This is a genomic window from Virgibacillus halotolerans (assembly GCF_016908515.1).
In the GTDB taxonomy this organism is placed as follows: domain Bacteria; phylum Bacillota; class Bacilli; order Bacillales; family Amphibacillaceae; genus Virgibacillus_M; species Virgibacillus_M halotolerans.
The window spans coordinates 553,298-568,629 of sequence record NZ_JAFBEA010000001.1 but is presented as its reverse complement, the minus strand read 5'-3'; the positions used below and the strand labels follow the sequence as shown (position 1 = coordinate 568,629).

The following is a 15,332-nucleotide window of genomic DNA, read 5'->3' as shown; positions in this document are numbered from 1 at the left end:
AAAACCTCAAACTTTAGCCGGCAAAGGTAATTTTAGCACGCTTTAGCCATTCTTGCAGGGAAACGACACCCAGTTCGGTATTATTTAAGGAGAGAAGATAAGCCTTAAAGCTCTCTTCTTCCGAAAAAGCCAAAAGTCTATATTTTGCTGCTAAAAGCCTTAGTTTCTTGTCCTCCAAGTCCGATCCATAAGCTAACACAATCGCTGCATCATCAGTTTGCAACCAACTATCGAAATCTGTATCTGTTATCACAAACTCTGAATCCTTTATATATTGTTGCAGTTCATCATCAATCTCAACATGCTTAGCCCGATAAATACCTTTACCTTGCTTCGTATTTTGACCATGGAATACCTTTGATAAGGCTTCTGATATCGTTTTTCCGATTGCAATACCTTCGCCAGTTGATTTCATCTCCGGTCCCACTTTTGGATCCAGACCGCTTAAAGCAAATGTTGAAAAAGCGGGATACTTCACTACAGAATATGGAATATCTTTTATTAATTCTTTTTGCTCTAGTTCTATTACCTGTGCAATTGTGTCATTGTTTTCCAAAATTTTGGTAGCAGCTTGCACCAATGGGACACCTGTAATTTTACTAATGATTGGAATTGTTCTGCTGGCTCTTGGATTTACTTCCAATACATATACTTCCCCGTCTTTTATAATATACTGGATGTTCATTAACCCTTTATATTTCAATTCCTGGACAATCTTTTTGGCACTTAAGGTCATTTGATCAATTGTTATATTTGATAGAGAACGGGCAGGGAATAAAGTCATACTATCACCGGAATGGACTCCAGCCTTTTCTACATGTTCGGCAATGATCGGAATATAAATGTCTGATCCATCTGCAACCAGGTCTATTTCAGCTTCTTTCCCTGGAATATAAGAATCCATTAGAAGTGGAAAAGTCAGATCCGCTCCAATATTGATGCGATTTTGTAATTCCTCCGATGTATTGATGATTTGCATCCCTTGTCCACTAATCACATACGAAGGTCTGATTAAAACAGGGAACCCTATCTCCCCAGCACTTTTCAACAATTCTTTAGTGTTATTTACAATAGCTCCAGAGGCATGTGGGATATTAAGTTTTTCCAATAATTGATAGAAACGATCCCGATCCTCAAGCTGATCTAATACATCGAAAGAAGTACCTAGAAGATTTACGCCATAATCTTCCAGTCCCTTTGCTAAGTTAATAGCTGTCTGCCCACCAAACTGAATGATTACATCCTTGATCTCTTCAGACTCAATGACATTTAAGACATATTCTAAAGTAAGTGGCTCAAAATATAGACGATTCGCGGTAGCGAAGTCTGTGCTTACTGTTTCCGGATTATTATTAATCATAATGGTTTCAATATTTTCCCGTTGCAATGCATAAACCCCATGGACAGAACAATAATCAAACTCAACTCCTTGCCCGATACGAATGGGACCACTGCCTATGATAAGCACCTTTTTTTTAGAAGTTTTTACCTGTTCGTTCTCCCCGTGATAAGTCGAATAATAATAATTTGAATGGGATTCGAACTCCCCAGCGCATGTATCAACTGTTTTATATGTTGCTATTACATCCAGTGATTTCCGATAGGCTCTTACATCAAGCTCGGAAACATTCCAGACGGAAGCCAAATAACGATCTGAAAACCCCTTTTCTTTATATATATACATTTCTTCTGCATTTAAAGATAACATCTTTTTTGAAGCTATTTCTTCTTCTAGAAAAATGATGTTAGCAAAAGATTGTAAAAAGAAGTTATCTATCGCTGTTACCTGTTGGATTCTTTCTATACTCCCACCTCTACGAAGTAATTCAAAGATGACAAAAATCCGTTCGTCCGTCTTTTCATTCAGCATCTCCCACAATTTTTGATCTTCCAAATCTTTCAATGCCAGCAACTGAACACCAATTGTCTTTAGTTCAAGAGAATCAATCGCTTTCTGAACGCCCCCTTCGAAATTACGATGCAGAGACATTACTTCTCCAGTAGCTTTCATCTGTGTTCCCAGTTGCCGGTGTGCCGTGGTGAATTTATCAAATGGCCAGCGCGGCATTTTTACGACAACATAATCCAGAGCCGGTTCAAAACTTGCATAAGTATTACTTGTAGCTGGATTTTTTAACTCTGATAAATGATATCCAACCGCGAGCTTTGCTGCGATTTTTGCAATTGGATAACCTGTTGCTTTTGAAGCTAGGGCAGATGAACGACTGACTCGCGGATTAACTTCTATAAGATAATATTGTTTGCTATTTGGATCAAGCGCAAACTGAATATTACAACCTCCGATAATCTCAAGTGCAGAAATAATTTTTATCGAAGCTAACCGCAACATATGAAATTCGTTATCTGATAAGGTTTGGGACGGTGCTACAACCATCGAATCACCAGTATGGATACCTACAGGATCAATGTTTTCCATATTACAAATGGTAATACATGTGTCGTTCTCATCACGCATCACCTCGAATTCAATTTCTTTATAGCCAGCAATGCTTCTCTCAATCAAACATTGAGTAATCGGGCTTTCCTGAAGCCCACTTCGAATAAGTTCCTTAAAGTTTTTTATATTATCAGCAATTCCTCCTCCTGTTCCTCCTAGTGTGTATGCAGGTCGAACAATAATCGGAAAACCAATCTTATTTGCAAAGTCAACTGCCTCCTCCGATGTATGTACAATCTCACTATCAGGTACTGGTTCATTAAGTTCAAACATCAATTGCCGAAATAACGCACGATCCTCTCCCTTTTTAATGGACTCAATGGGGGTTCCGAGTAACTTAACGTCATATTTCGCAAGTATTCCATGCTCATCCAACTGATAAGCTAAATTTAATCCGGTCTGACCACCTAATGTAGCTAATAATCCATCCGGTTTTTCTTTCGCTATAATTTTCTCTAATGTGTCTATTGTCAATGGTTCAAAGTATACTGCATCTGCATGTATATCATCTGTCATAATTGTTGCTGGATTGTTGTTTATAAGGATAACCCGATAACCTTCATCTTTTAGAGCTAGACACGCTTGCGTTCCTGCATAATCAAATTCTGCTGCCTGCCCAATCACAATTGGACCTGAACCAATAACTAATATTGTTTTTAAAGTATTGTTTTTAGGCATAAATATTTCTCCCCCCGTTAAACGCATTAATATTTTGTTGAAATTCCTCAAAAATCTCAATGGTTTCTACAGATTTTGGGTTTGCTTTAGGTTGATACTGAATCGTTAAAATCGGCAAAACATCATGTATCAGACCTTCCACTGTACGATCGTTTACTTGACGAAAGCGTACCTGAAGAAATGTTCCTTCTAAACTTGACTCATCTACCTCATAACCATGATTTTGTGAACTGATATGCAATTTATTCGTTTTTATTTCAAGTACCGGGTGATTTGCACCATGATGCCCAAACAACATCTTTTTCGTATTTCCACCTAAAGCAAGGGCAGTTAATTGATGTCCCATACTTATACCAAGCGTCGGGTAGTTCGTAATGATTTGTTTAATATTATCCAGTAAATAATGAAGTTGTTTTGGGTTTCCAGGCCCATTTGAAAGCACAATACCATCTGGTTTTAATGCCTTCACTTGTTCGTAGGAAGTATTATAAGGAACAATTGTCACACGGGAATCCAAGTATAGTAAAGACTGCAAAATAGACTTTTTATATCCGAAATCCATTAGAATAATATGCTTTGCACCGTGACCATATTGTATGATTTCTTTCGTGGAAACTTTTTCAATGTCCATTTCATCCTTTTTCTTGTGACAATCAAAAGTAAAATCTTCTGATGGTGAAATGACAGCCTCCATTGTTCCATCCGTACGAATATTTTTCACAACCGCTCTTGTATCTACATTGCTTAAAAGTGGTATATTCCATTTTTCCAAATACGCCTGCAACGAATCATTTGCCTGATAATGGGAATGTTTCATGTTACCTTCATAAACGACCACTCCAGCTACAACTGGTCGCTTACTCTCAAAATCAAATTCATTGATCCCGTAATTTCCAACCAATGGGTAAGTAAATACAATAATTTGGTTTAAATAGGATGGGTCTGTCATAATTTCTTGGTATCCCGTCATGCCTGTGTAAAAAACAATTTCGCTACTAAAGGTCCCTCCACTTGCTTCCGTTAATAGGTTACCAGAAAACTTTGAGCCATTTGCTAAATGTAAAAAATGTTTCATATTTCCACCTCGCTGAATAGAATGATGTATATTTATAAAAATTATAGCATATTTATTCACTTCGATCTAGAAAAATTTATTAATATTCATATAATTCTCCCTCCCTGTGTTTGTGATAGGCTGGTACCAAGGAAGTAACGATCTGAAACAAAGAAAGGCCCCCTGCCATTTCTGACAAGGAGCCGTCTTTTACAATAAGTCAGTAAAGTGTAGCAAAATGATATACTTTACCTAAACGTATGTTTTCCGTTTGTCCTTGTCAGTCTCTCGGACTGATTTAAAGGTACCAACTATTAAATTATTTTTATTATTACAGAATATCATAGGAATGTCAACAAAATTATTCATTCAAAAACTTTCGCTATTTAAATAATACGTCAAAATTAAGACACTCAAAAGCACGACAATAACGAAGATAAAACGGGTTAATGGACTACTCAATTTTAATTGTGTTCGTTTATTTTTCTTACTATGCACTTCTTTTCTCGGAGGTAAATCCAGAACATCAATCCTCCGGTCCAGGTCTGTGTCATGAAATTCATGTTGTTCCGTTGCTGTATGCTTATGTTCTTTCTCTGCCTTTTTCACTTCACTCAATAGTTGTTGCAAATCTTCCGTTGCTTTGGTTTTATTATCCAACTTTTTAGCACCTCACTTTTGAAAGCGAATAACCAGTCCTAATACAAAATCTACAGTAAAATGTGCTGCAATGGTTACAATTAAATTTCCTGTAATTTCAAACATATATCCGATATAAAAACTTACAAATAATACGGAGATGAATAGAACAGGTTTTTTCAAATAGCGAACATGAACGAGCGCAAAGATAATACTCGCAAATATATACCCAAAGACGGACTGGATGACACCTCTAAATAATAATTCTTCTGAAATGGCAACCGCCAGTGCAATGACAAATATATAAATGACCGATTTATTTTTAAAAATCCGCTCATTAATACCACCATCATCATAATACTTTTTAGGGAAAATAAACATTAATAATAAATCAAGCGCAACAATGATAAAGCCTGTAAAGATTCCATAGTAGCATATATCTTTTACATCCCATGCAAAATACAGTAGCCAATCGGACATGCTATCAAACAGTAAAAAACTAGTAATAACACTGATGACGAACAATAATAATTGTGAAAAAATAACCTGCTTATTCAGTTCTGAATCAGACATATTTTTAATGATTTCACTTTGATTCATTTGATTCTCCAATGAGCAATAAATGCTTCAATTTTTCTTCCCAGTTTGTAGCATTCAAGCGTTCTATATCCGTTTGTTCCGGTTGCCATGCTGACCATGAAAAGCCGCAATTACTACAACATTGAGCGGTAGGATCCGTATAGTTGGATTGAAAGTTCTTATACAAGTGGTGCCGCAAGCATTTCTTTTGTTGAATCCAATCCAGCATTTCGGTTAACTTTTGCTCTTTAAGTATGGACCGCTGCTTAATCAGCGCTTTTATTTTTTGATATGCTTCGCTCCACTGTTCCGCTTGATAGAAAATCTTGTGTTGCACAATCATATCATGTTTCTCGAATTGATAGTGCAAAAATCGCCACTGTGTTTCATTTATTTCAAATAAATTTTCAATTTGTTTATCCTGTGTTGGTAATCTTACTTCACCATGATATAAGTTGGCTAACTGTTTAAATACAAATATCAATTGATTTTCTGAAGGCAGTTCATTTTTTATTATTTGTACCGGAAGATGGATGTCGTTCGGTGACATCAATAGCAGACTAACGCTTTCTCTACCGTCCCTTCCAGCACGTCCGATTTCTTGGATAAATGATTCAATTTGGAGTGGGAAATGATAATGAATAATTAATCTGATATTGTTTTTATTGATTCCCATACCAAAAGCACTGGTACAACAAATAATGTCTAATTGATCATTCATAAACTGCTGCTGAATCGCTATCCGATCCATTTGTTCCATGCCGCCGTGATAAAAGGCAATTCGCTTTTCTGGAACTTTTTCTGACAATAATACAGCAACATTCTCTGCCATTTTTCGACTGGAAAAATAAATAAGCACTGGTACTTGATATTGCTTCAATAGATTTGTGATCGTACGTATTTTCTCTTGATCATCCTGCACTTCCTGTACATTAAATGCGATGTTTGCTCTATCCATCGGATAAATTTGTTTACTGATATGAGGTTTGTGCAATGCGTTTATAATATCGGTTTGTACATGCTTGGTTGCAGTAGCACTCAATGCTAATGTAGTCGGATAATTAAAACGTTCGATCGTTGCATCAAGCTTTAAATAATCTGGACGAAATTCATGTCCCCACTGGGAAATACAATGTGCCTCATCTATCACAAACAGACTGATTTTGATCTTCTCTAACGCCTTTAACAAAGTTTCATGCTGCAGTAGTTCTGGGGAGACATAAATAAGTTTATAGGTATGTAATTGACGATAAACCCGCCTTCTTTCCATCGGATCCATAAAACTGTTCAAAGCAACAACAGACTTGTAATTAATCGCCTTCAACTGTTTTACTTGATCAATCATAAGTGAAATCAGCGGGGAAACCACGATCGTAACCCCTTCTAGAAGCATCGCAGGTAATTGGTAACAGATCGACTTTCCGGAACCTGTCGGCAATATGCCTAGTACATCCTTACCTTGCATAATATCACTGATGATCTCTTTTTGACCAACGCGGAAGAAAGTGTAATTAAAGTGTTTTTTTAACTTATTCTCTAATATGTTTTGTTTATGCATTTGTATCACCAGCCTGTAGTATATTATGATTTATTGCCAGGACAAGGCGAATTTGAAAATAATTGATCTCTTCACTGATATACTGTTTAATTTGTTTTAATTTATATGATTTTGTTTGCTGGATTGCTGTAATAATTTCTTGTTGTGCCTGTGCACTTACATAGCTATGAATGGGAAATGTTGCATCATACAGAGCGATTTCTACTATATGATCCTGAATCGTATTTCCTTTTAAATTTCTAATATGAGCGATTTGTTCGACCGTGTGTCCTTTGTTTAATAATTCAAATGTGGCATAAGCAGAATTTGTAATGGAGTTGGACGGTGATAGGTCCTTCAAGGTAAATGATAAAAATGAATATTGCTTTATATCTTTTTGAATGATAGCTACCATCGCTTGCAGGATACCTGTGAGTAAAAGCTGTATATCGCTTGTTTCCCGCTTGTATGATGTAGCTAATTGCTCCAAACTCATCCCGTATTGTTTATAACCCGTTAGCCGATCAACAAATATATTTGCCTCTTGCGCTGTGAAATGCTGTAATAAACGATATAATTCCGCATAAATCTTCTTTAGTAATTGCATTTCAGATCCTTTTGCTTGTCTATAAATCATTCTAACCCAGTCCTCAATAGCTATTTTATCAATGACGGGAATAAATGAGTAGTGGTTTTTTCTACTATTGGTAATGGTCTGGATTAATAAGATAAGTCGCTCAAAGAAACACTTTGCCGTATCAGCATATTTTAGTCCATTAAAATAGTTAAGTGGCAGGTTATCTTTATGCTCATTTAACCATCCCTTGCCCGCCGTTGTTATTTTAAATTGTAAATCGTCACTGGCATTCTTCTGGAGAAACTGTTTATTTTCAAGTTCAAGCACATTTTGGTCAAACGTCTTTTTACTTAAGGATTTGTAAACGCCATAAAACTTTTCAAGCTGGTAAATGTGCGCATCTTGAACGGTTTGGATCGATTTCCTGCCCTTTAGCAAATGATAGATGGAAGATATGGTACGTTCTGCTTGAATATGTGAGCTGCATGTTAGTATCATTCCTTTGAGTAGCAATGGTGGATCTCCTCTCCGTGTGATAGAATCGTTCATTAGTTAGAAAATAGTATGCTTTATCAAATAATAGATGAAAGCTAGTTGTAATAAATGGATAACAGTTTTACAATATAGTTAAGCCGTTAAGAAGGTTTTATAGGAGGAGATTGCTGTTATATGCCGAAATACGTGATTGTCGATCAAGAAACCTGTATTGCTTGTGGTGCGTGCGGGGCAACAGCACCAGATATGTTTGATTATGATGACGAAAGCATCGCCTATGTTGTAATCGATCAAAATACCGGAACAGCCGTTATTCCAGAAACCCTGGAAGAAGATGTAATTGATGCACATGATGGATGTCCCACCGATTCCATCAAAATTTCAAGATGCACATTTGATGGCGATCCATTAAAATTTGAGGAATAATTTATTATTATACTTTAAACCATATCATTTACTGATGAATAACGAAAGAAAATACCAACCATCTTTAGTTGGTATTTTGCAAATTAAAACGCTTATTTGCGTACTTTTTCAAAAAGTGCGAGATAATTGGATAAAGTAAAATAATAAAAACGGCATTCCCAATGGCGTGATTCGTATCAAATGGTAAACCGGCAAGATAATATGGCCAAAATTTACCTGTTATCTGATAGGTGGTTAAAGAAATAATAAACCCGTAAAAATACCCACTAAATATCGCAAATAAAACAATAAGAAAGATCGGGATTTTCCGGGGGATCATTCCAAGCAATCCACTTATCAGACCAATAATACCCCATGATATAACTTGCCAAATGGTCCAGATTCCCATACCGAGTAACATATTGGAGAGAAATGTAGTCAGTATTGCCAATATGATTGCTGAAAAAGGACCTAGGAACAGGCCACATATAATAATGATAGAGGTAACAGGCTGAACATTGGGAAGAAAGGCAAATACAGATCTTCCCACTACAGCCATTGCGGCAAGTAATGCCAGCAGTGTTAATTTATAGGTATTCATTTACAATCATTCCCAAGCTTGTAAATCAAAAGTAACCTCATCACCAGGAGCTAGTTCATACTCATTTGCACCAACAGAGGCTAATTCATCATTCACAAAGAACATCCATGCTTTTTCTTCATCTTTCTCAGGAGCAACGCCTTCAATTGAAGTAATAAATCCCTTTTCTTCTTCTACATCAAAATTCTCTTTTAATATGTCCATTAAAATAGCATCTGCTTCGATCGGTACTTCTTTTTCATCAATAACTTCTTCCCCATCATCTTTTGAAATGGTTATTGCTACGGCATCTTCATTTTGTTCTGTGTTATCCTGTTCTTCTGTTTGCTCCTCGGTCTGTGTTGACGTACCTTCTGATGCATTGTCATCTGAGCCTGTATCTGAAGAACAGCCAGCCATGATGCCAATGATGAGCAGAACGGAAGCGAATCGTAATAACCATTTATTCATTTTCCTCATCCCTTTTCATTGATATTTGTAATTTGCAAGTTTCGGCTTTGGCTTCAATATAAAAAGCCGACTCAACCTTGGAGTCAGCTTTTTAGACAAACGGGACATAAATAATAGATCATCTATGTAGACGGTTGTCCCAATTGCTCTGATCCCCGAAGCATGGAAACGAAAGAAATTGGCAGGTCTACTGACTGATGACTTTCACCTACTTTAAGCCCTTCCCATATGGTGATCCATACAGTGGTATATGCTTATTTCGTTTATCATTTACAGTTGCGAGGACAGTTCCGGTTTTTCACCGGATTCCCTTTTAAGTAATAACACCAAAATCTATTTATTATATGCAAATTTAATTACGATTTGATCATATCACAGTTTAGCTACTGCGAATAGATCTTACTGGGGAATTTTAAAACTAAAGGTTGTCCCCTGATCTAATTTACTTTTAACACTAATCGTACCATGGTGTGCCTCAATAATATTTTTTGCGATCGATAACCCAAGACCAGTTCCTTTTTTTTCCTTGTTTCTCGTTCTCGATTTATCTGCCTTATAAAAACGTTCAAAAACAAATGGCAGATCAACTTCAGGAATACCGCTGCCGTTATCTGAGATAGAAACATGTAATTCAAGTTCATTACGCTCCACAAAGACTTTCACAAAACCATTTACCCTCGTATGACGAATTGCATTATCAATTAAATTGGTAAAAACTTGTTCGACCCTGTCAAGATCGAATATTACCATGGGTTCTTTTATGCTTTTAGATAATATTAATTCGATTTGATTATCGCTGGCTAAACCATTAAATTTTCTAATAATCCGGTCAATATATAGTTCCACATTCGTTTCTTCCTTATTTAATTGAATCTGCCCTGCTTCCATCCGAGCAAGGTCCAATAATTCATTAACAAGCCGCCCCATTCGCAAAGATTCCTCAGATATGATTTTTGCCAGTTCGTTTTTATCTTCCTTACTTTCAGCAATATCGTCCACGATAGCCTCACTGTATCCTTGGAGCAATGAAATGGGCGTACGTAATTCATGTGATACGTTGGCAATAAAATCTTTACGCAATTTATCGAGTCTGCGTTCTTCCGTCATATCACGAATAACAGCTACCGCTCCTCTGACATAAGACTGATCATATAATGGAGTCATAATCATGACATAATTACGCCCCTGCAGACTTATTTCATAGACTACTTCTGTTTCACCATTAACGACTTTTTGTAAAACCTGATTTAGCTCTTTTGGTAATTTTCTCGTCTCATCATTCATCTGGATATTATTTTCGAAATACCAATCTTCGATAAAATTTTCTGCGGGGGGATTTGTTACAATCATGTCCCCGTTACGATTTAATGTTACGACGCCATCTGCCATTGAACTAACAATACTGGATAATTGTTCTTTTTCCTGTCTTAGTGCATTGATGTGGAATTTCAATTGCCGTCCCATCCGATTAAAGGCCATTGCCAGTTCACCAATTTCGTCATGTGTCAAAATGGGAACTTTCGTATTGAATTCTCCTCTTGTTAAGTCGGCAGCTGCCTCTCGCATCTTTATGAGTGGCGAAGTGATACGCGTAGATAGGAAAAAAGCAAAAATGGTCGTTAATATGATGGCTATACCTGCTGCCAAATAGATTATTTTTGTCGTCTCTGCCTTGGTCTGATCAATAACACCTAATGATTGATAAACATATACAGCACCATTATTATCTGATAACGGAACACCAACAATCATTGCTTTCCCTTCATCACCAGGCAGTTTCATCTGTTGTTTCACTTTTATGTTTTTTGTTAGGACAGCTGACAATTCGTCTTCATTTTTCACCCAATTTTTCTCCAGTTTGGCTAAATCTTTATCCTCACTGCCAGATACCCATAACTCACCATCTTCAAAAACTATCGCCACACGACCGGCAGGGTCCTTGATGCCTTCAGCCATTTCTATCACCAAATCTTTATCATCATGTTCCTTAACCAACTGGGAAACATTCGTAGCTGTTTGCATCATATCTTTCTCCGCTTCCTGAATATGGAAATTTGAAAAGAACTCAAGTAATAAAACGGTTAGTATAAATAATACAAAAGAGACTAGTAATAAAATGGTGATGGCCAGTTTGCCAACTACACTACGCCAAAACATCAGTCCTCATCTACCTCAAATTTATATCCAACACCCCAAACCGTAACGATCATTTTTGCTGCTTCATTGGACACATTATTTAATTTCTCTCGTAAACGTTTCACGTGTGTGTCAACCGTTCTTAGATCACCAAAAAATTCATATTGCCATACTTCCTTTAAGAGATGCTCTCGGTTAAACACTTTATCCGGTGACTTTGCCAAGAAGCAAAGCAACTCATACTCCTTTGGAGTCAGATTTACTTCCACTCCGTCTGCCGTAACACGATATGCGTCATGATCAATCGTTATATGTGGATACACAAGCATATTCTTTGCGGCAGTATTTTCCTTGTTGTAGGAAGATGAAGTTACTCTTCGCAAAATTGCCTTTACACGTAAGACGACTTCTCTAGGACTAAAAGGCTTAACGATATAATCATCTGCGCCCACTTCAAATCCTTGCACTCGGTTCGATTCTTCACCTTTTGCGGTTAACATAATGACAGGTGTTGCTTTTTCCTTGCGAAGTTCTTCACAAACTTCAATACCATCCATTTCTGGCATCATAATATCTAATAAAATTGCATCATAATCATTATTGAGTGCTTTCTCTAAAGCCTCATTACCATCTTCAGCTTCTTCTACTTCAAATTCTTCCCGTTCCAGATACATTCGAATTAATCGTCGAATTCTTTCTTCGTCATCTACTACTAATATTTTTGCATTTGGATCCATTGAAATTCTCCCCTCTGTACCTACACTATCTAAAGTATAAACGATATGAGCCTAATTGTGAAAGAAAAAACAAGGCACCATTTAATATTAAATGGTGCCTCGCATTACAGTTAAATTTTAAGCATAGGAATGTAAACCTGCTAAAACCAAGTTAACAGCAATCAAATTAAACATGATGATCGCAAATCCTCCTACAGCTAACCATGCGGTCTTCTCTCCATGCCAACCCCTTGACAACCTTAAGTGTAAGAAAGCAGCATAGAAAAACCAGGTAACCAAGGCCCAAACTTCTTTCGGGTCCCAGCCCCAGAACCGGTCCCAGGCAATTTGTGCCCAAATAGATGCGAAAATTATTCCACCTAATGTAAACACAGGGAATCCAATAGCAACGGAACGATACGTAATTTCATCCATTAAATCTGGTTTGGACTTTTTAAGCAGCGGTTGTATTGCTGCACCAATCCGTTTTCTGATGATCAATCGGATTAGAATATATAAAATAGATCCCGTGAAAAACGACCAGATCACCGTATTGAATTTTCTACCTGCATCTGCGCCATGCATCCATGCAGGTGTTTCAAACCAAGGCTTCATCGCATTTTCTGTTTCTAATGTTCCTCCATTCGGACTAGCAATCGCCGGTAAGTGATAAGCTGCAGTTGCTGCCTCACCACCATTTGTTGGAACTGTAAATGTAGCCTCGTAATCCAAAAGGCCAAAGGTACTTGTAATAATAACGAATCCTACTATTAATGTTAGGCTATATAAAACCAATTCTAAAAAGAAGGTCCGTAGACTGCGAACAGTTTGATCGATTTGCCCTAGCAAATAAATCAGTCCAGTTACGAAACTAATTGCTAATAAGCCTTCACCCAATGCCACTGTTGTCACGTGTATATATAACCAGTGACTTTGCAGGGATGGTACCAGTGGTGATATTTCTGTCGGAAACATGCTTGCATATGCAATGACGATCATTGCAACAGGTAAAGCAAATAATCCGAGGATAGTTAAATGGTAAATAAAATAAAGAATGATAAACGCTAATACCATTGCCATACCAAAAAAGGTAACAAATTCAAACAAATTACTTACAGGAGCATGTCCACTTGCTATCCATCTTGTTATAAAATAGATGATTTGAGCAGCAAATCCAATAAGTGTAAGTGTAATTCCTATTTTTTCAGCTTTACCACCCTTTTTACTAGTACGTTTATCGATGATTGTAGCGCCAAAGAAAAACGTAGCTATAAGGTAAAGTATAAATGCGGTATAAAGCATTGTACTACTTATGCTAAGTAAATCACCCATGAGAAATCCTCCTTTTTAACATTTTCTATTTATTTAATTCCTGTTGGTCATCTACCATTTTAATTGTAGTACCAGATATTGCCTTCTCTATATCTTTAGAAACACCAAACCAGTTTTTGTTTGTATGTGCTCCTAATAATACACCTTTACCTTTCGGATGGATCCATATTCTTCTATGTTGCCAGTACATGCCTTGAATAACACCAATCATAAAGATAGCTGCTCCTACACCGAAAAATGGTAATGTATAGTCACGTCTGACTGTTAAACCACTAACATCATGCATATTGAAATCTTGAATGCCGACTTTATATTTATTTTCGCCTGTTGCATCGATATTTTTACCAATACCAATAAAGCTTACTTCTGCTTCATCACTATCTGGTGGATAAATAAATAATACAAATGCTGGGTTTCTTGGATATTTTGTTTCCGATCTAGGTTCACCATCTTCCAGTACATAATCCGGATAATATTGATCAACAACAACCTTAAAGCCATTGTCTAATTTATATTCGGGTTCTGGAGATGATAAATCAATTGTAAATGCATCTAATTCCTTTTCATCATCATCCGCAGTATTATAAATTTTAAAAGACATATCTGTAAATTCGTCTAGCTGATAACCAGCCTGATATAAAGTAAATCCGCCGAATTTAATCGGATGATTCATGCGGATGTCGTCTTCTAGAATTTTATCAAGTTTCGGTTCAGCACCGGGCACTGTTTCTTGTGCTTGATAAACAACCACATCGGTCTGATAATTTTTGGCGATCTCTTCCCCTTGTTTATCCAATGACGCTTGAAACTTTTCATCACTCTCATCGTATGTTTCCAGTGTGAACTTCTTATTTTTAATATAGTACTCCCCATCCGTTCCAGGGATCACTATTTGCTCGCCTTCTCGTACCCAAACATAATCATCTAAATAGAACAATGGTGTCATTCGGAGTAATGCAGCAAGTAAAATAATGATCAATCCGATGTGGTTAACATATGGACCCCATCTGGAAAACCTTCCTTTTTCAGCTAATATATGTCCATCTTCATCCCGGATTTTATAGCGCTGGCTTCTCAGATTCTCTTTAACTTTTTCAATATCCTCATCTGTTACCGCTTCTTCTGTTTCACTATACAGACGTTGTCTATTAATAAAGGTTTCATGTCGTTTTGCTTTTTGCATCTTAAGTGCTCTACGCAAAGGAACATATCTGTCTATACTACAGATTACAAGAGAAACACCGATTAAAGCAATTAAGATCATGTACCACCACGAACTATATAAGTTATGGAATCCAAGCTGATAGAAGATCAGACCGAATATACCATAACGGTCTTCATAAAAGACTGCAGGATCGCGTGATGGCGCATCTGCAGGTATGTACATTTCCTGCGGGAGTATAGAACCGACTGCTGAAGCAATTAATGTCAAAACGATTAACCATATACCAACCTTAACCGAAGAGAAAAATGCCCAAATTTTATCAATCGGGGATTTTCTATAGGTCAGGGACCTTCTCGCTGAACCATCATAACGCATATTAAGCAGCTTTTTTTTATCATTTCCTTCAATATGTTGGTTTCCTTCTATCGGTTTACCACATGCCTCACAAAGAACTGTTCCCTCAGGATTGACGTGTCCACATTCACATTTTATTTTATTCATTCAAATCCC

The 15,332-nt window shown here is 36.9% G+C and carries 13 protein-coding genes and 1 riboswitch; of the genes, 1 reads left to right on the top strand and 12 read right to left on the bottom strand.

Annotation, left to right across the window (positions count from 1 at the left end; translation table 11 throughout):
• Positions 1-13: 13 nt before the first annotated feature.
• The 6 genes from JOC34_RS03365 to JOC34_RS03340 form a co-directional block, all read right to left on the bottom strand.
• Positions 14-3,136: a carbamoyl phosphate synthase large subunit gene (locus JOC34_RS03365; protein ID WP_205135293.1), complete on the bottom strand. Its 3,123-nt coding sequence runs from the start codon at positions 3,134-3,136 to the stop codon at positions 14-16.
• Positions 3,129-4,211 (bottom strand): carbamoyl phosphate synthase small subunit, encoded by a 1,083-nt coding sequence (locus JOC34_RS03360; RefSeq protein ID WP_205135292.1) that lies wholly within the window; start codon positions 4,209-4,211, stop codon positions 3,129-3,131. The genes JOC34_RS03365 and JOC34_RS03360 overlap by 8 nt, the downstream gene beginning before the upstream one ends.
• 348 nt (positions 4,212-4,559) lie before the next feature.
• The gene (locus JOC34_RS03355) at positions 4,560-4,850 is read right to left on the bottom strand and encodes a hypothetical protein (protein ID WP_205135291.1); all 291 of its coding nucleotides are present in this window, start codon (positions 4,848-4,850) and stop codon (positions 4,560-4,562) included.
• 12 nt (positions 4,851-4,862) lie between these two features.
• Positions 4,863-5,429, bottom strand: a complete 567-nt coding sequence (locus tag JOC34_RS03350; RefSeq protein ID WP_205135290.1) for a CPBP family intramembrane glutamic endopeptidase — start codon at positions 5,427-5,429, stop codon at positions 4,863-4,865.
• Positions 5,416-6,966: a RecQ family ATP-dependent DNA helicase gene (locus JOC34_RS03345; protein ID WP_205135289.1), complete on the bottom strand. Its 1,551-nt coding sequence runs from the start codon at positions 6,964-6,966 to the stop codon at positions 5,416-5,418. The genes JOC34_RS03350 and JOC34_RS03345 overlap by 14 nt, the downstream gene beginning before the upstream one ends.
• Complete coding sequence (locus tag JOC34_RS03340; RefSeq protein ID WP_205135288.1) at positions 6,959-8,035, bottom strand: YpbB family protein; 1,077 nt, start codon at positions 8,033-8,035, stop codon at positions 6,959-6,961. The genes JOC34_RS03345 and JOC34_RS03340 overlap by 8 nt, the downstream gene beginning before the upstream one ends.
• A gap of 156 nt (positions 8,036-8,191) precedes the next feature.
• Between JOC34_RS03340 and JOC34_RS03335 the strand changes: the two genes are divergently transcribed.
• Positions 8,192-8,443: a ferredoxin gene (locus JOC34_RS03335; protein ID WP_205135287.1), complete on the top strand. Its 252-nt coding sequence runs from the start codon at positions 8,192-8,194 to the stop codon at positions 8,441-8,443.
• 64 nt (positions 8,444-8,507) lie between these two features.
• Here the strand turns inward: JOC34_RS03335 and JOC34_RS03330 are convergent, their stop codons facing one another.
• The 6 genes from JOC34_RS03330 to resB form a co-directional block, all read right to left on the bottom strand.
• Positions 8,508-9,023, bottom strand: a complete 516-nt coding sequence (locus JOC34_RS03330; protein WP_205135286.1) for an ECF transporter S component — start codon at positions 9,021-9,023, stop codon at positions 8,508-8,510.
• A 6-nt stretch (positions 9,024-9,029) separates the two neighbouring features.
• Positions 9,030-9,473, bottom strand: a complete 444-nt coding sequence (locus tag JOC34_RS03325; RefSeq protein WP_205135285.1) for a DUF4430 domain-containing protein — start codon at positions 9,471-9,473, stop codon at positions 9,030-9,032.
• A 163-nt stretch (positions 9,474-9,636) separates the two neighbouring features.
• A riboswitch (cobalamin riboswitch) is annotated at positions 9,637-9,819 on the bottom strand.
• 53 nt (positions 9,820-9,872) lie between these two features.
• Positions 9,873-11,630: an ATP-binding protein gene (locus JOC34_RS03320; RefSeq protein WP_205135284.1), complete on the bottom strand. Its 1,758-nt coding sequence runs from the start codon at positions 11,628-11,630 to the stop codon at positions 9,873-9,875.
• On the bottom strand, positions 11,630-12,346 hold the full coding sequence (locus JOC34_RS03315; RefSeq protein ID WP_205135283.1) for a response regulator transcription factor: 717 nt from the start codon (positions 12,344-12,346) through the stop codon (positions 11,630-11,632). The genes JOC34_RS03320 and JOC34_RS03315 overlap by 1 nt, the downstream gene beginning before the upstream one ends.
• Positions 12,347-12,463: 117 nt before the next feature.
• Positions 12,464-13,657 carry a c-type cytochrome biogenesis protein CcsB gene (gene ccsB / locus JOC34_RS03310; RefSeq protein WP_205135282.1) on the bottom strand — a complete coding sequence of 398 codons (1,194 nt, stop codon included), beginning with the start codon at positions 13,655-13,657 and terminating at the stop codon, positions 12,464-12,466.
• Between the two features lie 25 nt (positions 13,658-13,682).
• Positions 13,683-15,323, bottom strand: a complete 1,641-nt coding sequence (gene resB / locus JOC34_RS03305) for a cytochrome c biogenesis protein ResB (RefSeq protein WP_205135281.1) — start codon at positions 15,321-15,323, stop codon at positions 13,683-13,685.
• Positions 15,324-15,332 lie beyond the last annotated feature (9 nt).